Source organism: Arenicella chitinivorans, from assembly GCF_014651515.1.
Lineage (GTDB): Bacteria > Pseudomonadota > Gammaproteobacteria > Arenicellales > Arenicellaceae > Arenicella > Arenicella chitinivorans.
The window spans coordinates 669,980-689,159 of the sequence record NZ_BMXA01000001.1 but is presented as its reverse complement, the minus strand read 5'-3'; the positions used below and the strand labels follow the sequence as shown (position 1 = coordinate 689,159).

18 protein-coding genes and 1 tRNA gene are annotated in these 19,180 nt (G+C 50.8%); all 19 read right to left on the bottom strand.

The annotated features are described in order from the left end of the window. Positions 1–91: 91 nt before the first annotated feature. The gene (thrC, locus tag IE055_RS03090; RefSeq protein ID WP_189398517.1) at positions 92–1,492 is read right to left on the bottom strand and encodes a threonine synthase; all 1,401 of its coding nucleotides are present in this window, start codon (positions 1,490–1,492) and stop codon (positions 92–94) included. A gap of 6 nt (positions 1,493–1,498) precedes the next feature. Then, positions 1,499–2,809: a homoserine dehydrogenase gene (locus IE055_RS03085; RefSeq protein ID WP_189398516.1), complete on the bottom strand. Its 1,311-nt coding sequence runs from the start codon at positions 2,807–2,809 to the stop codon at positions 1,499–1,501. A gap of 14 nt (positions 2,810–2,823) precedes the next feature. Then, complete coding sequence (gene alaC / locus IE055_RS03080; protein WP_189398515.1) at positions 2,824–4,026, bottom strand: alanine transaminase; 1,203 nt, start codon at positions 4,024–4,026, stop codon at positions 2,824–2,826. A 97-nt stretch (positions 4,027–4,123) separates the two neighbouring features. Then, positions 4,124–5,077: a sigma-70 family RNA polymerase sigma factor gene (locus tag IE055_RS03075; RefSeq protein ID WP_189398514.1), complete on the bottom strand. Its 954-nt coding sequence runs from the start codon at positions 5,075–5,077 to the stop codon at positions 4,124–4,126. Positions 5,078–5,135: 58 nt separating this feature from the next. Then, complete coding sequence (locus tag IE055_RS03070; RefSeq protein WP_189398513.1) at positions 5,136–5,978, bottom strand: peptidoglycan DD-metalloendopeptidase family protein; 843 nt, start codon at positions 5,976–5,978, stop codon at positions 5,136–5,138. Positions 5,979–5,981: 3 nt separating this feature from the next. Continuing rightward, complete coding sequence (locus IE055_RS03065) at positions 5,982–6,575, bottom strand: YqaA family protein (protein ID WP_189398512.1); 594 nt, start codon at positions 6,573–6,575, stop codon at positions 5,982–5,984. Positions 6,576–6,580: 5 nt separating this feature from the next. Further along, positions 6,581–7,261, bottom strand: a complete 681-nt coding sequence (locus IE055_RS03060) for a protein-L-isoaspartate(D-aspartate) O-methyltransferase (protein WP_189398929.1) — start codon at positions 7,259–7,261, stop codon at positions 6,581–6,583. 2 nt (positions 7,262–7,263) lie between these two features. Next, the gene (surE, locus tag IE055_RS03055; protein ID WP_189398511.1) at positions 7,264–8,022 is read right to left on the bottom strand and encodes a 5'/3'-nucleotidase SurE; all 759 of its coding nucleotides are present in this window, start codon (positions 8,020–8,022) and stop codon (positions 7,264–7,266) included. A gap of 218 nt (positions 8,023–8,240) precedes the next feature. Then, positions 8,241–8,317: transfer RNA gene (locus IE055_RS03050), tRNA-Pro, on the bottom strand. Positions 8,318–8,414: 97 nt separating this feature from the next. Beyond that, complete coding sequence (locus IE055_RS03045; protein WP_229794102.1) at positions 8,415–8,864, bottom strand: YHS domain-containing (seleno)protein; 450 nt, start codon at positions 8,862–8,864, stop codon at positions 8,415–8,417. A 34-nt stretch (positions 8,865–8,898) separates the two neighbouring features. Further along, a complete protein-coding gene (locus IE055_RS03040; RefSeq protein ID WP_189398510.1) occupies positions 8,899–9,615 on the bottom strand; it encodes a lysophospholipid acyltransferase family protein in 717 nt (238 codons plus the stop codon). Between the two features lie 88 nt (positions 9,616–9,703). Beyond that, on the bottom strand, positions 9,704–10,519 hold the full coding sequence (locus IE055_RS03035; RefSeq protein ID WP_189398509.1) for a GNAT family N-acetyltransferase: 816 nt from the start codon (positions 10,517–10,519) through the stop codon (positions 9,704–9,706). Positions 10,520–10,531: 12 nt separating this feature from the next. Then, positions 10,532–11,509, bottom strand: coding sequence for an ATP-grasp domain-containing protein (locus tag IE055_RS03030; RefSeq protein WP_189398508.1), 978 nt, complete (start codon positions 11,507–11,509; stop codon positions 10,532–10,534). A 108-nt stretch (positions 11,510–11,617) separates the two neighbouring features. Then, on the bottom strand, positions 11,618–12,361 hold the full coding sequence (locus IE055_RS03025; protein ID WP_189398507.1) for an NRDE family protein: 744 nt from the start codon (positions 12,359–12,361) through the stop codon (positions 11,618–11,620). 8 nt (positions 12,362–12,369) lie between these two features. Beyond that, positions 12,370–12,951 carry a DinB family protein gene (locus IE055_RS03020; protein ID WP_189398506.1) on the bottom strand — a complete coding sequence of 194 codons (582 nt, stop codon included), beginning with the start codon at positions 12,949–12,951 and terminating at the stop codon, positions 12,370–12,372. Positions 12,952–13,072: 121 nt separating this feature from the next. After that, entirely contained in the window at positions 13,073–13,795 is a 723-nt protein-coding gene (locus tag IE055_RS03015) for an RsmE family RNA methyltransferase (RefSeq protein ID WP_229794101.1), read from the bottom strand. Positions 13,796–13,964: 169 nt separating this feature from the next. After that, positions 13,965–15,368: a TolC family protein gene (locus IE055_RS03010; RefSeq protein ID WP_189398504.1), complete on the bottom strand. Its 1,404-nt coding sequence runs from the start codon at positions 15,366–15,368 to the stop codon at positions 13,965–13,967. Between the two features lie 13 nt (positions 15,369–15,381). Further along, positions 15,382–17,355 carry a MacB family efflux pump subunit gene (locus IE055_RS03005; RefSeq protein WP_229794100.1) on the bottom strand — a complete coding sequence of 658 codons (1,974 nt, stop codon included), beginning with the start codon at positions 17,353–17,355 and terminating at the stop codon, positions 15,382–15,384. A gap of 18 nt (positions 17,356–17,373) precedes the next feature. After that, positions 17,374–18,801 carry an efflux RND transporter periplasmic adaptor subunit gene (locus IE055_RS03000; RefSeq protein ID WP_229794099.1) on the bottom strand — a complete coding sequence of 476 codons (1,428 nt, stop codon included), beginning with the start codon at positions 18,799–18,801 and terminating at the stop codon, positions 17,374–17,376. Positions 18,802–19,180: the final 379 nt, after the last annotated feature.

Below are 19,180 nucleotides of genomic sequence, written 5' to 3'. Positions count from 1 at the left end.
ACTGAAAAAGCCGCCTACTGACTACGTTTTAGCGAACTCCTAACGGCGAGTTAATAGCATGTTAATGTCGAGCAACGCGCGTTCAATCGCGTCAAGATAACGTGCTGCGAACGAACGACTGGATTTGCACTAGATCATTTGGCAGCACCTGATACCGCTCTTCTCGGTCAAACAAATCCTGCATATGTAACGGCAATGACGGCTCAGATTGCTTTTCCGCCAGCGCCTGAGTGATGGCATCCGGAAATTTCGCCGGATGCGCGGTTGCCAGGCAAACCATTGGATGTGCTTGATGCCAACGCTCTGCTCGCGCTGCGGCCACACCGATCGCCGTGTGTGGATCAAGCAGATATTCGCCACGAGTGTACACGTCTTTGATGATCTCAAGTGTGCGCGCATCGTCAAGACGAAAACTGGAGAACAAAGACCTTGCCGAAGTTAACGCAGATTCAGCAAGATGCATCGTGCCGTCTTCGAATTCTTGCATCAAGCGTCGTATCTGCGCGCCATCACGTCCATAGAGATCGAACAACAAGCGTTCGAAATTACTGGACACCATAATGTCCATGCTCGGCGACAAAGAATGCTGCAAGGCTTGTTTGCTGTGATCGTTGTTAGCGATGCAACGATGCAGAATATCATTGGCATTGGTGGCAATGATCAACTGTTGTACCGGCAGCCCCATTTGCTTTGCCAGATAACCGGCGAAAATGTCACCAAAGTTGCCAGTCGGCACGGAGAAAGACACGGGACGATGTGGCGCCCCCAAGGCGAGTGCCGCGTAGAAGTAATACACAATCTGGGCCATTATGCGCGCCCAGTTTATTGAGTTCACAGCCACTAACTGGCGACCGTCCGGCAGAAACGACTGATCACGAAAGCTGGCTTTGACGGCATTTTGGCAATCATCGAAGTTGCCCTCTACCGCAATATTAAACACATTATCCGCCAAAACAGTAGTCATTTGGCGTCGCTGCACCTCAGACACACGCTGATGCGGATGCAAAATAAAAATATCGATGTTCTCACAACGTCGGCAACCTTCAATCGCCGCCGAACCAGTATCTCCGGAAGTCGCCCCCAGTACCGCCACTTTCTGTTGACGTCGAGTGAGCACAAAGTCCAGCAGGTGTCCTAAAAACTGCAGCGCAAAATCCTTAAATGCCAACGTCGGACCTTGAAACAGTTCCAGGACCCATTCGTTGTGGCCTGTTTGCACCAACGGTGCGATGGCCGGGTGCCGAAAATCCGCGTAGGCCTTATCGATTATGGTCTTCAGCTCAGTATTGGATAAGGCACCGTCAACGAACGGTTGCATGACCTCGAACGCAAGTTCTTGATAACTCAAACCAGCCCAACTGGCGATGGTGGCAGGCGAAAATTCCGGCAAAGCCTCGGGCACATACAATCCACCGTCGGAAGCCAGGCCAGCGAGAATAACGTCTTCGAAGGACAGACTCGGTGCCTGACCGCGTGTGCTGATAAATTTCATAACTAATTAATTCAGGTGTTCAACTCGAATCTTGACGGTTTTGCATCGCACGTCCTGCATTGCTTCGATGCGTTTTATAGCGCGGTCAACCCGCCCTTCCAAGGTACGTTGTGTAATAAAAATAACGGATACGAAGTCGTCACCGGGTTGCGGCTCTTTCTGCGTAATTGCTTCGATACTGATATCTTGATCGGCGAACTGCGCTGACAGTTGCGACATGACACCAGCGACATCGTTAACTTCAAAGCGTAAATAGTAAGCACACTTAAATTCGTCTTGTGCCTTGATCGGCAAGTTTGCCAGTGCATCTGGCTGGAAAGCCAAATGCGGTACTCGACTGTGCGGGTCCGCTGTGATTGTTCGCGCGACGTCAACAATATCGGCCACCACTGCGGAGGCGGTTGGTTCAGCCCCAGCACCAGCACCGTAATGCAGCGTGTTACCAACGGCGTCACCACGCACCATTACTGCGTTCATCACACCATTAACATTGGCAATCAAGCGCTTTGCCGGTATCAGCGTCGGATGCACACGCAGCTCGACGCCCGATGCATCAGCCTTGGCGATACCGAGATGTTTGATACGGTAACCAAGCTCTTCGGCATAAGCCACGTCGGTCAGACTCAGCTCGGAAATGCCTTCGGTATACACATTCTCAAATTGCAACGGTATCCCAAATGCGATCGAGGCCAAAATTGTCAGTTTATGCGCCGCATCGATCCCTTCCACATCGAACGTGGGGTCCGCTTCCGCATAGCCTAGCGCCTGCGCCTCAGTTAAAACCTCCGCAAAAGGACGGCCTTTGTCGCGCATTTCGGTCAGGATAAAATTTCCTGTACCGTTAATGATTCCAGCGACCAGGTCAATACGGTTGCCCGCCATCCCTTCACGGATACTCTTAATGATGCTGATACCACCAGCTACCGCCGCTTCAAACAGAACGGAGACACCTTCTTCTTGCGCGGCAGCAAAAATCTCGTTGCCGTGCAAAGCAATCAGCGCCTTGTTTGCCGTCACCACGTGCTTGCCATTATCAATCGCTTGCAAAACTAGGTCTTTCGCCTGTGTTTCGCCACCGATCAACTCCACGACAATGTCCACATCTGGATGATTAACGACTTCCGCTGGGTCCGTTGTAAGGTGCAAACTACTGCAATCACACCGGCGCTCGCGCGTTAAATCACGCACTGAAGCAATGATGACTTCAATATCGCGTCCAGCACGGCGCGTAATTTCAGCGGCGTTGCGCTGCAACACATTGGCGGTGCCACCACCAACCGTACCCAAGCCTAAAATGCCGACTTTGATTGATTTCATTTGGTATCCGTAGATTAGGTCTTCACCCGTTCCGGGTGTAACAGTAAAGATTTGATATTGCGAATTGCCTGACGCGTGCGTTGCTCGTTTTCAATTAAGCCAAATCGCACGTACTCGTCACCATATTCCCCAAAACCAATACCCGGTGACACAGCCACTTTGGCTTCCTGCAGCAGAATTTTACTGAACTCCATCGAGCCCAGTTCTCGGAACCGCTCAGGTATTTTAGCCCACACAAACATGGTGGCCTTTGGTTTCTCGACTGGCCAGCCGGCGGCAGTTAAACCATCACAGAGCACATCACGACGACGTTGATACATATCTCGTATATCACCAACCCATTGACTTGCCTCAGGTGCTTCTAGTGCGTAAATGGAAGCAATCTGAATCGGTGTAAACATACCGTAGTCAAGGTACGACTTCATGCGCGCGAGCGCCCCGATCAAGGTCGGATTACCGACCATAAAGCCAACCCGCCAGCCAGGCATATTGTAACTTTTTGACAGACTGAACGACTCGACAGCGATATCTTTGGCGCCGGGCACCTGCATGATCGATGGCGCGACGTAACCATCAAATACGATGTCAGCATACGCCAGATCCTGAATTACCCAGAACTGATGCTCGATTGCCATTTCAACGATACGTTCGAAGAAGTCCAGCTCCACGCATTGCGCAGTCGGGTTGCCGGGAAAATTCAGCACCAACATCTTGGGCTTTGGAAACATATTGCGCACCGCCGTTTCCAATTCAGCAAAGAAATCGATTCCTGGCCCGATCGGCACATGTCGAATATCAGCACCAGCAATAATAAACCCATAAGGATGAATCGGGTAAGCTGGGTTTGGCACTAACACCGAGTCGCCGCGATCCACGGTGGCCATCGCCAAATGCGCAAGACCCTCTTTGGAGCCGATGGTCACAATCGCCTCGCGCTCGGGATCAATGTCAACATTATAACGCTGCCCATACCAGTTACTGATGGCGCGCCGCAATCGTGGTATACCGCGCGACACCGAGTAGCGATGCGTATTCCCGCGCTTTGCCGCTTCGCACAGCTTATCGACAATAGGTTGCGGCGTCGGCTGGTCTGGATTTCCCATGCCGAAATCGATGATATCTTCACCGCGCGCGCGCGCAGCTGCTTTTAATTCACCGACAATGTTAAAGACATAATGCGGGAGCCGCGCTATACGCGGAAAATCATCCTTTGCCATGCTGGACAGGTAGTTGAGGTTTCACAACAGCACGGTATTGTAGCCAGCTCACTGGCTAAAGTCGCCACAAATCTCGGTTAAATTACCGTTTAAACAGCTATTTTTTGAAATCTGAAACGTCGTCCCAGGTATAACCGTTGTTCACCAGAATGGATTGCAGCTTCTCCAATGCCTGAATTTGGATTTGCCGTACACGTTCGCGCGTCAGCCCTACTGCTTTAGCAACCTGTTCCAGTGTTTGTGATTCCCCGCGTGATAATCCATGTTGACGCAAGCCATAGCGCCGCTCAATGATTTCTCGTGGTCGCTCGCCCAGATAATCCAGCCACTGATCTATGTGCTCGTCAATCTCGTGCTTTTGCACCACAGCCATCGGATTTTCGGCATTGGTATTCTCGATCGCATCAAGCATGGTGTAAGTCGATGTTCCATCCGAACCAAGGGGTTCGTCCATCGACGCAGAGCGCCGATTTAAATTCATCAACCGACTCAAGTCCTCCACGGAATGGTGAATACAATCAGCGATTTCCTGCAAGTTGGGTTCGTGTTGCAATGTTTGTACCAATTCGTAGCTGGCGCGTTTGTATTTGTTCAGCTCTCGGACAACGTGGACTGGCAGACGCACGGTACGCGATTGATTCATGATCGAACGCTCAATCTCGTGTCGGATCCACCATGACGCGTAAGTAGAAAACCGAAACCCTTTCTCCGGATCGTATTTCTCCACCGCATGCATCAAGCCGATATTGCCCTCTTCGATGAGATCCAATAACGCTAGAGTTGGCGCGTAGTATTTGCGTGCGATCTTGACCACCAGCCGCAAATTGGACTCAATCATCCGCTGTCGTGCAGCCTGGTCACCTTGCTGTACTCGACGTCCTAATTCCACTTCTTCGGCTGCACTCAATAACGGGACGAACTCAATCTCCCGCATGTAAAGGAACTCGGCGTCGTGGTTAATCGGCTCACGCACCACCGGACTGGTGACCGCTTTGGCGCTACTACTGCTCGTGGTGTGCGAACCTTTCGGCAAATTTTGCTTCGTGTTCAAAGTATCGATACCCCCCAAGGTTGATACTTCTATACTACTCCTATACGCGTGAAGAGCGCTATTGTTTAGGCAGAAATTTCATCGGGTCAACAGGTTTACCGTGTTTGCGAATCTGGAAATGTAAGGCAGTCTGTCGTTTGTTATTGCGTCCCACACTGGCAATTTTCTGTTGCTGTTGGATTCGCTGGCCTTCTTGCACGTAGATATGTTCGTTGTGGGCATAGGCACTTAAATACGTATCCGAGTGTTTTACAATAATTAGATTGCCATACCCTTTAAGGCTATTTCCAACGTAAACCACTTCACCGGCTTGAGTAGCAACCACTGCCTCGCCGGCATTAGTTAGGATATCGACTCCCTGTTGCCCCTTCGCCGCATTAAATGTCTCAACCACGGTTCCTCGAGTTGGCCATTGCCAACTGAACGTGCCTGTCGTTGGCTTAGACGTCGAGGTCGAAACCGTTGTTGAGGTCGTTTTCTCTGGCACAGAGTCGTTTCTTGTCGCCGGAGCCTTGGGCGTCACCACTGGCTTATGGGACGACGCCGATGCGCTGGCTTTCTTGCGCTTAGATGGCGTTCGTTTAACCGCTTTCTTGGTGATTGGGTAGGTAAATCCAATCGGCTCAGTGAGTCGAATACGTTGTCCAACACGAAGTTTGCTGGTGTCTTGTATGCGATTCCAAGCAGCCAGCTTGTTGACATCCAACCCCAGCGCAAAGGAAATACTGTAAAGTGTGTCACCTGGTTGCACAAAGCGGATCAACTGCCCCCCAAGCGCTTCGGTTTCCTGACGTACAGTTAGCACACTGCGCTCTTCCACCGCCACCTTGGGTGGTGGCCGACACGCAGCGGTAAAACAAACAAGCAAGCTAATCAGTATCAGTCTACTCGCTTGCGACATGGTTTATGATCCATGTGTCATGGTGTACACCAAGATTCCGACCACCACAAGAATCACGGTCGCCCAACCCAGCCACTCGATTTTCTTGTGAATGGTATCTTCCAGTTGGTCGCCACCGAGCTTTATCAAACCCGCCACCAAAAAGAATCGAGCACCACGGCCCACCAAAGACAACAACACAAATGGCAGAAAAGCGATACTCATCACGCCGGACGCGATGGTGAAAACTTTATAGGGGATCGGGGTAAACCCTGCCAAAAGGATGATAAACAGCCCATGCTCGTGATAACTGCCGCGGATAATCTCGAATGTTTCGTGCGCATCAAAGAAGGTCAAAATCTGGTCGCCATACGAGTCGAAAATAAAACGACCGATCAAGTAACCGATCATTCCGCCAATCACAGACATCAGGGTGGTAATGGTGGCCAGACGCCAAGCTCGCTGCGGGGCCGCCAATACCATCGGCGCCAGCATCACGTCGACTGGAATTGGAAAAAACGAAGACTCCGCCATACTGACACCGGCCAGATAACGTTCAGCCTGTGGATGACGCGCTAATTTAAGCACCTGGCGGTACATTGGTTCAAACAATTTCAATTGGATTACCCCAACCCAGCTAAACGCGGCACAAACCGAACCGCTTCAATTTCGTTTTGTACCAAACCGTGGTTTGTCTTGTCGATGACCACTAGGTTCTGACGATCACCACGACCGACCGGCATTACAATCCGACCACCCGGCGCCAGTTGATCAACCAACTCTGCGGGTACATCTTCTGACACCGCTGCTGCCAGGATGCCATCGTAGGGCGCGAAGTCAGTCAATCCAGCGAAGCCGTCACCGTGGCGGAAAACGACGTTGCGCACACCAAGATCGTACAACCGGTCTCGCGCCTGCCGATGTAATTTCACAATCCGTTCGACACTGACTACCTGCTCGCTGAATGGCGCCAGCATCGCAGTTTGATAACCACATCCAGTCCCAATTTCGAGCACTTTGGCGCGTGGTTTATTAAATAGGGTCTGCGTCATCAGGGCGACGATATACGGTTGCGAAATGGTTTGACCATGACCAATTGGCAACGCAGTATTTTCATAGGCGCGACTGGCAAGCGCTTCATCCACGAAGATATGCCGGGGAAGATCCTGCATGATCTCAAGAACTCTGGGATCGTCCACGCCCATATTGCGGATTTGCTCTATTAAGCGACGCCGCGTGCGATCCGACGTCATGCCAATCCCAGAGTACTGCGGTTTGCCTAATTGGTCGCGATAACTCATCATGCTCACAGCGTATCTAGCCAATTTTGCAGGTCTTCTAGATGCGCACTGTCTGAGTAACGTGCACTTAAGGGTGTAATGGACACAAAACCTTGCTCGACTGCCTCGAAGTCCTGCATTTTAGAGCGCTTCACACGCCGAAACTCGCCCGTGGCCGACAATCGGTAGGATGATTTTTTACCATCTTGCTCTATTACCTCAGAGCGGAGTGCGTTCTCGCGCTCGCCCAACAAGGTGGACTTTAAGCCACGCAGATCGCCCACCGGCAAATCCGGCACATTCACGTTCAACACAGCAAGCAATGAACGGTATTTTAAATGCGGCAAGGCATTACTCATTTGCACAGCGATATGGGCCGCAGTTTGATAATGACCCGGGTGCCGCTGGGTGACCGATAAAGCAAGGGCTGGCAAGTCCATATGTCGCGCTTGCATCGCACCGGCAAACGTGCCGGAATAAAATACGTCATCCGCCAGATTGGCGCCATTATTGATACCACTGATAACCAGGTCAACGGGGCCGATTGGAAGACGATTCAACGCTAAAAATACGCAGTCTACCGGCGTACCGTCAACGATAAAAAGCGTATCGTCGACTTGCTCAACAGAGATCGTTCGACGCAAACTTAAACCCATGCCACAGCCGCTGTGATCAGCCCTCGGCGCCACAACGGTCACACGGTGGTGCTGCTGCTCTAGAGCGGATTTCAGATGTTTCAATCCGGGGGCATCAAACCCAACATCATTGGTAATTAGAATATGCAATCTGGGATCACTGAGTTAAAACGAACGCGGTACGATTTTAGCCTGTTCTATGATTCTACTGCTAAAAAATTCATGCCTTTTTGATATTACAGCGATTGCACCAAGTACCACATTGGCTCGAGGACAGATGAAAATGCAGCAAGCACAACTCAGCTGACGTCCCTCTGCTGGCCTGCTCAAATGAGATCGAGCAAAAGCTGTGAGTCTACAAAGAAAATTGGTCGGAGTGGCAGGATTCGAACCTGCGACCACCGCTCCCCCAGAGCGGTGCGCTACCAGACTGCGCTACACCCCGATCAACGATAGGTGGAATATATACTATTTTGTCGAGATGACAACCGTCATCCGACGAATCCATAACGAAACTGTTATCCGACGCTGAGCGCGTGGGTCTATTGTTTAAGTAATGCAGGCCAATTCTGGTTGGCCTGCGCGATAAAATCAGCTTTATTTTTTGACCACTGTTGGTTGATCGAGTCGTTGTAATTCAAGTACAACTTGCCATCATGGATAGTGAATAATTCTGGCTTGATCGAGGCTGTTTGATTGTGCGCCACCGCGTAGGCACAGTAACCACCGTATTGTGGGGCGTATTTCTCAGGTGCCGCTTCAAACATGGCCAGATGGTCGGCGTTCGCGAATAACCACACTGCCCCCATGTACTTAAATTGGAAAGATTCCGTTCCTTTGACCGGTTTGCCTTGCGTAAAGTAGGCGACGGTATCATACCCTTTGATTGCCTTGTTTGAGAACAAGCTGGTGTACACGGGCTCCACCGCCGATGCCGTCGCAGCAGAACAGAGACTCAAAACAAAAAATATGCGGGTCAGATAAGAATTCATAAATACACCTCTCAATGCCCACCGGTGTCGCAGGCTAGTCTGTCTGGATTAATTCGTCCAACTTGTCAGCTACTTGTTGCTGGCAATGGTCGGCACACAACTTCCGAGTTTCAAACTCGTCCAGATAACAGACCGGATGAAGGTGGATTTTCGCACCCACTTTTTTCAATGGCATCAACCCCATAAAATGCGGCGCAAATGGCATCCGTGCGTACCAGGCGTAGTGGTCTCGCACACGCTGCTCCACGATCCGTTCGCCATTATAGTGTGTGTAGGCCACGGTGATCGGCTGTATGGCCACGCGGCGCTCCGACTCACCCAGATTTGCGGCGGCAAATAGGCTCGACTTAAATGGTTCGACGTGAGCACCGTCGGTACTGGTGCCTTCGGCAAATAACGTTAGACTGTTGCCTTCAGCTAGATGAGCTTGCATGGTGTGAAGTTGATGTTTGGCTTTGCCGGCGCGGCGTTCGACGAATAAAGTGTGCTGCAACTTAGCAAGACGTCCCAACACTGGCCAGCCCGCAACCTCAGACTTGGCGATAAAATACGCTGGTAAAAAACCCAACACAAACACATCTAAATATGAACTGTGATTGCTCACGTACAGTGTAGGACGTGCAGCACATAATTCCCCTGAGACCACAGTTTCGATACCGAGTATTCGGCATAAACCAGCGTGAAACAGAGGGATCAGGCGCATATGACCTGGAATTCTCAAGATCCGACTAACAACAAACACCACCGGCATACAGAGAATCCACAACAGAATACAAAACAGTCGGACGCCGCCTACCAAATAGTTTTTTTGTAGGGGTGTCGCAGTATAGGCAGTGGTATTAGTGGTCAATGGACTTATTTACGAGCGCATGGTTAGAACCGAACATGTAGCTAGCGTCTACATAGATTGCAACAAAGGTGGTATTGAATACCGGATCAATGATCGCATGATCGCTGATATGTGCACCGATTTTCAAGTACCCTCTCAACATGGTCGGTACTTTACCACGCTCTTTGCCTTTACCGGGCTCGGATAGAAAACTTTTGATCGCCACACTTTCAACGTCGGGTTGCGGGATCGGCATCAACTCAGCGGTTGCCAGATGCTTCGTGTATAAGTAGGACAGGATTTCGGTGTGCTGGTGGTAATCCGTGCCTTTAAAGCTAGCGCAGCCAAGCATCACGTCATACCCGTTTTGCTCGATAAACTGCATCGTGTATTTCCAGATCAACATCAGAATCGCACCACCTCGGCCAGCCGGTGAGACACACGCTCGACTGAGCTCAAGCAGCTTACCGTAGTGCGCTCGTAACCCGCTCAAATCAAATGCATGCTCGGTGTAAAAGCGTTGTCCCTCAGCCAAGGCTTCACTACTCACCAAACGCATGGTGCCGACGACTTTCTCATCGTCCTTGGTATCGACCACCACCACATGATAAGCGATATCGTCCCATTCATCTTCTTCGCGTTCACTGTTCAGCATGTCGCGCGTGACTCGACCGCCGCTCTCTTTGTACAACACCTGATAGCGAAGCTTTTGCGCTTGTTGGATCTCGTCATCATTCGCTGCTAAACGTACATCATAGCGACCCGCTGACATGCTTCCGGCGATCAGCTTGGTCATCTGTTTAAAGAGTTTTGGTTTGATCGCCATACAGGGTACGCCTCACGAAAAATAGGTCTGTTTTAAATGTGATACAAATTGGCGGAAAGTCACCGGCTCCGCGCCATTGGCAATGGCCTGCTCACCGATTTCAAACGCGTGACGCCATTGCTTAAGTAGAATACGATACGCATCGACCAGACTGTGGTCGGGGTCATAAATATTGGTCGACTCCGAGGTAACACCGTTGACCTCGAGCACCTTGACATCGCGTCCGTTGCGCAGACTATCTAGGTCGGGTACGCGCACATCATAGCGCCCGAAGTTAAACCCGTCTATTTGCCGCGATACGCGGTCGATCACGTCCGTCAGTGCCGGTGTGATGTGATGGTTCCCGTTCAGAAATACCGAGCCACGACAATGCGAACCAATCTCAACCACTTGAAAGGACTCTCCGTTAGCCAACACCCAGTCCAGCCGATCGGCATGCAGGTCCAACAGAAAATCAGCCATGTAGTGCGTGCGCGGATTCGCCATAAGCAAGTGCTCTAAGGTACGCTCACCATCACCGATGACGACGGGAAACGTTTTTTCTGTGATCGAATAAATTCGCCCTGCATCCGCCGCTGGAAACCGCATGTAAAACACGCCAAATTCCAAACCACCAACATATTCCTGAACGATCAACCGACCTTTGGCATGGGTCAAGTACTCACGCATCAATGCCGGCGTACGTATCACAGCAACATCCTGACCACGCTGACCAAAATCGGGTTTAAGAACCACCGGATAATCAAACCCCTGAGCTTGCATCAACTGCGTAACCGCGCCCAACTGATCAGTTAAATCGCCACGTAGCTCCAGCACAGCAAACTGGGCTAATTCCGGCACGCCCTGCAGTTGCCGCAGACTATCCGCTTTGCGCTCACCAATCAGCCCGCTCATCGGCAAACCTGGGTTGACAGACAGGAAACTCAAGCGTCGATATCGCCCACTTAAGTACAAGATATAGACAACTACCGGCAGATAAAACACGCTCATCGGCCAAAACTCCCAACGTGCGGCACGGCGAAACCGAGAATGCATACGTTGGCGAGTACGATAGAAATTCAATGCTCTTAAATCCAAATGGGTGGCAGTCAAGTCACGCTAAGAAAACGCGCGGATTGACGGATCATAGTGCAGCGACTGTCTCGCAATTCCAACGGGTTCACCCAATAACGCCTTGCAGGGCGCCCCATCGGCATAGCGCACCTGAACTTGCTCTGCGGTCACCGCCACATGCGTCAAACTGACAGTACTGGCGTCCTCGCGATGCATACAAACAGATTCTTTGGAGCGCGATGGTAAGTGACTGGCGTGATATGCCAGATACGCCCGGGTCGAATCCAACTCAGCCAAACCGAGGTTACGAAATAGTGCTCTACGCAGGCCTTTTACATGCGACGCATCCACGGAAGACGACGATTTTGGCGAGCTAACGTTGTGTTCAATGCGTGGCGCGTGCCCATCCCATACACACAAACAGTTAGCGCCAGACGGCTCAATCACAAAGAGTCTAAACGCGCGATAATCGCTCAGCGGCAAAGTTGAAAAGTGTGTGGCCACATCGCCAACCTGAGCCGCACTGGAAAAGTGACGCACGATCTGACCGCGACTCGTCCAGTCTTTGTAAGACTCAATCTGTTCAAATTGATAGTGGTTGAGCAAACACACCGTAACACCGAATTGGTTCGCTGCGATCCACGTGCCGCCCGCGTCCGTGTCGGTTGGAGCTACAACCTGCACACCCGCCAACAGGGTCACGGCGGGCAGCAGTGCGCGGTGGCGTGAATTACGTTCATCGCGATTGAAAAACAGTTCGTAGCCTTGGTCACGAACGAACCAGGTCATAGTACACATCAGTTTTTGGTTCCGAGCATGCCGCTACGATCACGGCTTTTCGATGAGTCAATCCCCTTTGATACCATGCCAATATGACCGGATTTTGACAGCGCGCTAACGTGCTGCTGGGTTGCCAGCGCAACACCAAATCCGGGAGCTGCATCGGTACCGAGTTGACGCCCCATGGCAGCCGCAATGGCATAATGATGGACGGTGTGTGACTGTAAAAACAACAATTCACGTTGCGTGGTAGTGGTCAGAACCAGGCCGCTGGGGCCATCTTTAATCTGTAGTGTTGACGATTCACTAAGGGTACCTAACGCGTGAACAAGGTCGTTAATCGTCCGCACCGCATAACCCAAATCACGTTCGAGAATCTGATCACGCTCGCGCGCATCATAGCAAACACACGCACTCGGCAACTGGCGTAAAAAGCAACGATAATGCTCGAGCACATGACGAAAGTGGGCACCAATCGTGGATTCAAATGTGGGCCGCAACGACTGCGTAAATTGCTTAGCTGGAAGAGACGACAAAAACAAATTGCCTTCCTGTAAGGCGCCGATATTGATATCAACTAATTCTTGAAATGACGACAAGTCGTGTCCTCATAAAAACGCATAACAACATATCGCTTTGCGCTAAGTTTCTGGGTATAAATCAAGACCTTGCCACAAGTGAAATCCTTTCACAACAAAAGCGTATCGCCGTAACCTGTTTTTAACATTCAAATTTCATGCGAATTTGCCCCCATTGACTGACTGCTGCGATGGATGCCGCTTCAGTACGCAGAATGTGATCCCCAAGCCGAATTGACTGCATTCCGGCAGTTTGAAAGTGCGCCAACTCAGGTGCAGAAAAACCACCTTCAGGACCGATTACAATCGTCATTTCTTCACACGACGCATCCACAGCATCCATCAACAACTGACCATCACCATCGGCGTAGAACAAAGAATGAGACTCTGAAGGCGTCAGTGAGACCGAAGATTGCGCGGGAAGTATTTCGGGCAACCACGGATTTTGAGACTGCTTACAAGCCTCAATGGTCGCTCGGAGCCATTTATCATACATGTTGCGGCTAAAGTGCGTCACCGAATGCTCGCATTCCAACGGCAGTATTTGCGTTACACCCAGTTGGCACATCATATCCAGCATGACTTTCTGTCGATCACCTTTGGGTACCGCAGTCGCAACGCACAGACGATAACGTGGTGGTTCAAACTCCTGGGCGGACACGATCTTGAGCGTTACTTTGGAACGTTCAACTGTGATAATTTGCGCATCGGCAATGAGACCGCGACCGTTAAGTACGCGTACTTGGCTCCCCGCTCTCAACCGCCTTGCCTTTGCCGCGTGCTGGGATTCCTGCGGACTCAGCTCAAGCAGCGCATCCGCGACATTGAGCTCAGCATGAAAAAAGGTGGGGAGTGACACTGACATACCTCGCTGCTGTATCGACCAAGAAATTGCTCTAGACTCGGAGCAAGACACGCCATGATTATAAAATGCGAGGACCGGATTATTGAAGTGTTTTAGTTGAAGTTACTCATCGTGACCCTGTGTGGATATTCAACCAGGGGCGTACTCGTGCGCTGGCCTCGCCGTTCGCCTAGTGAAGCATTGTATTTTTGTCGCTGCGTTGCCAACCACCACCGAGCGATTGGTACAATGCAATAGCAGCATTAAGTTGAGCTAATTTGGCTTCAAAATAACGGGTTCGAGCCACCGATAAGGCATCTTGAATACTCAGCAAGGTTTGGAATTGCTCAACGCCCTCTTCATACCGTAACTGGGTTATTCGATACGCTTCTTCGGCACGCGCCAAATCGTTTTCTGCAACGACAAAAAGCGACTTTAATAAATCGATGTTATTAAATGAGACTTCGACTTCATTCAACGCCGAAATAACCTCTTTTCGATACTCGGCCAAGGCACTCTCTAAATCCAGACGGATGATTTTCACGCTTCGGCTACGTGCCCCGTTATCCAACAAAAGCTGAGTAAGGCTGCCCAATACCGTGACTGTTAGGCTGCTCTGATCCACCAAACTGGCAATGGAATCACTGGACAAATTAACGACACCATCGATCGACAATTGAGGTAAAAACTGGTGCCGAGCCAAATCCACGTTGGCCCTAAATAGACGCAAATTTGCTTCAGCTGCGGCAAGATTTGGCCGACGAAACAAAAGCTCTAGCGGCACACCAACATTAATACTGGGGACTACGACGCCGTTCAACGACGCTTCAGAGACCTTTAAATCACTCACTGACATAGCCAACAAGCTTGCCAAGGAAGCCCGTGCTGCAAGCTCTCGTTGTTCTAGTTCCCTCAGATTGCTTTCTTCTCGCTGCACGACAATACCTTGCTGCAAGGCATCAACTCGTGTGATGGTGCCCGCGGCCAATCGAGCTTCAACAATCGTATTTACCGACGTCGCATTAACTAAATTTTGTTGCGCCGCTGCCTTTAAATCTCGAATGTATAATATTTGAAAATACGTGGATGCCGCTAATCCACGAATGCTCAGGTGAGCCTCAGCCAATTCCGCCACCGAGCGGTCATAACTTGCTAATGCTGCGTTATATTGAGTCGGCTTACTCAAGACATCCGTGTACGATAGCCCCAAACTTAGAGCAACAGCTGACTGGGTATCATCACGGTACGATCCACCCGAAACTTGACTACCACTGTACTGATCATCGACACCCAATGACAACACCGGGGTTGGATACATCTTGAAGCCCTGTTCTTTTAACTGCAGTGTCGCTTTTTCGAGATTCCGGTTAATCGTGTCAATATCAAAATTACGCTTATCCAAATGCGCCATGACCTCGCTCAGTTCGTTACTGCCGAAACCTTGCCACCATTTTTTTTCGGGCCAAGCTTGTTCAGTCTCGTGAGCATACTGCCATCCCGCGGGCACATCTCGCTCACCCAATTGAGGCATCGGCGTGGTCGAACACGCTGACAACGCAATGCAAAGACTAACGAATACCAGTGATCGCTTCATACGACATCCTCTATTAATCAGTTGCCAATGCGACAACTGGATCCAGTTTCGCGGCTTTGCTCGCAGGCGCAAAACCAAAAATCAGCCCGATCCCTGCGGCGCAACTAAACGCCAACACGGTTGGACCAGAGCTAAACACCACGGAAGTACCAAAATTCTCAATTAACACACCCACCCCAAAGCCTATCACCACACCTAACAGCCCACCCAACGCAGAAACAACGATCGCTTCGGTTAAAAACTGCAGCAAAATATCATTTTGGCGTGCACCCGTAGCGATACGGATGCCTATCTCTCGTGTTCTCTCGGTCACTGACACCAGCATAATATTCATCACCCCGATACCACCGACCAAGAGTGAAATAGCCGCTACTGAACCCAGCAATGTGGTGAATGTCTGCTGCGATGCTGTTACGTTCTCGAGTAATTCTGCACTGTTTCTGAGCCGAAAGTCCTCAGTCCCGTGACGTTGGGTAAGCAAATTGCGGACTTGTTGCTCAGTTTGATCGATTAGCTCAGGGTCTTTCACTTCAATCGTCAAGGATCGAAGATAAGTTCGCCCAAACAAACGCAGTCCACCGGTCTTTAGCGGCACCAACACCACATCATCTTGATCTCGCCCCCCGAAACCGGATGAGCCCTTGGAGCTCATGACGCCGATGATTTGGAACGGCACATTTTTAATCAATAGGTATTGCCCCAAGGGGTCGTCATTATTTGAAAACAGACTTTCTTTTACCGTGCTGCCGATTACCGCAACAGGCGCAAAATCTGTGCTGTCTTGGTCACTGAAAAACACGCCTTGCGCCAAGGGCCAACTGCGAGTCTCTGGCAAGTTGGATGTGGTCGCAGTAATGGATGATGTGTAGTCGAGGCTGCCCGCACGCAAGGTTTCACTACCGGTTATCTCCGGCAACGTGGCTTTCACATTAGATACTCCATGTTCGATGGCCAACGCGTCTTCAAGCGTCAATGTCTCCGATTCGCTACCCCGACGGGCCAAGGGACTGACTGTCAACATATCCGCCCCGAGGGAATTGATTCGGTCAATAACGTCCTTTTGAGCACCTTCACCAATCGCTAACATCGCAATGACGGAGGCGACGCCGATCACGATACCCAGCAGGGTTAACGCAGTACGAAACACGTTGGCGCGAAGCGAGCGAAAAGCCATGTTGGCCGCTTCATATACTTCTGAGAAACGATTTCGCGGTTTCGAACTGTTGCGCATCTGCTCATACAAACTAACTGCGTTCTGTAGTCTGGCTGAATGGACGGTACCGCTATCGTGCAATATTTCGCCATCAAGCAACTCTATACGGCGATCAGCATTGTTAGCAATTTCATGGTCATGTGTAATCAAAATCACCGTGTGCCCCTGATCTGCCAACTCACGCAATAAGTTCATTACGTCAATGCCACTTTGCGAGTCAAGGGCACCGGTGGGCTCATCCGCCAAGATCACCTGCCCCCCGTTCATCAAAGCTCGAGCAATTGATACCCTTTGTTGTTGGCCGCCCGACAATTGGCTCGGGCGATGGTCAGCTCGATCGCCGATACCCAATGAACCCAACAGGTGCTTAGCTCGCTTTTGTCGTTCATCTGCAGCGTCACCTGCGTAGATGGCAGGCACCTCAACGTTTTCTTGAGCGCTTGAATTCCCGAGTAAATTATAGCTTTGGAACACGAACCCAAATGCTTCTCGCCTCAACCACGCCAAGCCATCAGCGTCGAACAAACGTATGTCCTGCCCCGCAAATTGATACGTGCCACTTGTGGGCCTGTCTAAACAACCGAGGATGTTCATCAAGGTTGACTTGCCTGAGCCAGATTGCCCGATAATGGACACAAACTCACCCGCATAGATATCCAATGAGACGTGCTTAAGTGCCTGCACCTGCACACCGCCACCCGTGGTAAAGGTGCGCGAAATATGACGCAATGAAATCAGCGGCACCATGTTAGGCAATTCAATTGGATTATTCATAAACCAACTCCTCGCCGCTTAAAACGGCCTTCCACCGCCCACACGTGGCGTGTTGCGAGCGCTGCTTTGCGTCGTGCCGTTAGACGTGATGACACCGGCAACCACTTTATCTCCCACCTCTAGCCCATCAATCACCTCAGCCGACACTCGGGTAGTGACGCCGATCGTAATTGGACGGCGTTCGAAGCGCCCATCGTCATGAGCAATCACAACCGTCGCTGGGCGTGCCTCACTTTGGTTGTTGCCAACCAACGGTGCTCGACGGCGGTTGCCGGCGCCGCGGCCACCAGCTGCCGCACGCCTAGCTCGAAACTGGGCTCGTTGCTCCGGTGTTATAGGTGCACCGCGCTCCGGTACTTTATCTGGTCTGGCGTCAGTCAAAGGACTGCGTAAAGCCAACCCCTCTGACAAATTGGATTCCGCACTTGATCGGGTGCGTGGCTCACCAATGATTTGGGCAGGCAGCTTGAGGTTAAGTAGATTGTCGGTGTCGTCAAAATCGAGTGCGCCAACAGGAACACGAATCACATCTTGCGCCGACGCGGTGACGAAAAATATTTGTGCAGTCATGTTTGGCAATAAAGCACCGTCATGGTTGTCCACATCAAACAAGGCGGTGTAAAGCACCACATTATTCGTCACTTCTGGTTCGGGCAATATCTGTCGCAAACGGCCGTGCCATCGGCGCTCACCACCACCTAAAGTAGTAAAGTAGACGGGCATTTCTGCTGTTAACTTATTAACATCAGCTTCAGAAACTTCACCCTCTACGGTCATGACTGCTAAATTGGCAATCCTCAACAAGGTCGGCGCCTGCTGGGTCGCATTCAGAGTCTGCCCTTCTTTCATGCTTATTGAAATAACGGTACCACTCATCGGCGCTTCGATGCGACTAAATGCCAACGTAGCCTCATCACTAGCCAAACTGGCTTCACTCTGAGAAATTTGCGATTCGAGTTGAGCTAAACTTGATTGCGCCAGTACCAGTGCGCTTATTGCAGCATCAAAATCTGCCTGACTGGTGGCTTGCGCTTTAATCAATCGAGTTTGCCTGTCGGCATTGGCCTGTGCTAACTTTAACGAAGCCTGACGAGCAGCCAGTTGCGCTTTCAATGCGTCCAAGCTCGCACGGCTAGCAGCAACCCGACTGGTTTGCACGGTCGCATCAATTTCCGCCAAAAGTTGCCCCTGCGTAACAACATCACCGACGTCAACATAGAGCTTATCAATTTCACCCGACACCTGAACCCCAACGTCCACATAGGAACTAGGCTGCAAGCTCCCAGCGGCTGTAATCGTACTTTCAATATCACCCCGAGTAATGGCGGATAAAAACGGCTTCGCTCCTGATTCAACGCGTTCCTCACTCAGCAAGAAAATGCCCCCCAGCACCACTAAACCAATCACTAATACAATTTTTAACCGTGGCTTAAAAAATATTGGCACATTCCTCTCTCGCGTGGTTGGGGTTATATGACCTTGGTCATTTGCGTTAACAGTTACATCATTGGTATCCACCGCGGCACCTTGAAGAGTTTCGATATGTATTCTATTTCTAGTACGCTTGACAGCCCTTAACCCTTCGCAAGAAAACTCCTTTTGTTAACTGCATTCATCGACGCCCCTTAGATGAACTGACTAAAAACCTATAACGACCCTCTCCATTCGTGGACACCCACTCTATCCTCTCCCTCTATCCTCTCCCTCTCCCTCTCCCTCTATCCTCTCCCTCTATCCTCTCCCTCTATCCTCTCCCTCTATCCTCTCCCTCTATCCTCTCCCTCTATCCTCTCCCTCTATCCTCTCCCTCTATCCTCTCCCTCTA

What these genes read in the sequence shown, in the direction of transcription:
- IE055_RS03035 (WP_189398509.1), bottom strand. Translation starts at nt 10,519, where the DNA reads ATGGCGATCAAACCAAAACTCTTTAAACAGATGACCAAGCTGATCGCC.
- IE055_RS03045 (WP_229794102.1), bottom strand. Translation starts at nt 8,864, where the DNA reads ATGAATTCTTATCTGACCCGCATATTTTTTGTTTTGAGTCTCTGTTCT.
- IE055_RS03005 (WP_229794100.1), bottom strand. Translation starts at nt 17,355, where the DNA reads ATGAATAATCCAATTGAATTGCCTAACATGGTGCCGCTGATTTCATTG.
- IE055_RS03060 (WP_189398929.1), bottom strand. Translation starts at nt 7,261, where the DNA reads ATGATGAGTTATCGCGACCAATTAGGCAAACCGCAGTACTCTGGGATT.
- thrC (WP_189398517.1), bottom strand. Translation starts at nt 1,492, where the DNA reads ATGAAATTTATCAGCACACGCGGTCAGGCACCGAGTCTGTCCTTCGAA.
- IE055_RS03030 (WP_189398508.1), bottom strand. Translation starts at nt 11,509, where the DNA reads ATGAGCGTGTTTTATCTGCCGGTAGTTGTCTATATCTTGTACTTAAGT.
- IE055_RS03015 (WP_229794101.1), bottom strand. Translation starts at nt 13,795, where the DNA reads ATGTCAGTGTCACTCCCCACCTTTTTTCATGCTGAGCTCAATGTCGCG.
- IE055_RS03070 (WP_189398513.1), bottom strand. Translation starts at nt 5,978, where the DNA reads ATGTCGCAAGCGAGTAGACTGATACTGATTAGCTTGCTTGTTTGTTTT.
- IE055_RS03025 (WP_189398507.1), bottom strand. Translation starts at nt 12,361, where the DNA reads ATGACCTGGTTCGTTCGTGACCAAGGCTACGAACTGTTTTTCAATCGC.
- IE055_RS03040 (WP_189398510.1), bottom strand. Translation starts at nt 9,615, where the DNA reads ATGCCGGTGGTGTTTGTTGTTAGTCGGATCTTGAGAATTCCAGGTCAT.
- IE055_RS03010 (WP_189398504.1), bottom strand. Translation starts at nt 15,368, where the DNA reads ATGAAGCGATCACTGGTATTCGTTAGTCTTTGCATTGCGTTGTCAGCG.
- IE055_RS03085 (WP_189398516.1), bottom strand. Translation starts at nt 2,809, where the DNA reads ATGAAATCAATCAAAGTCGGCATTTTAGGCTTGGGTACGGTTGGTGGT.
- alaC (WP_189398515.1), bottom strand. Translation starts at nt 4,026, where the DNA reads ATGGCAAAGGATGATTTTCCGCGTATAGCGCGGCTCCCGCATTATGTC.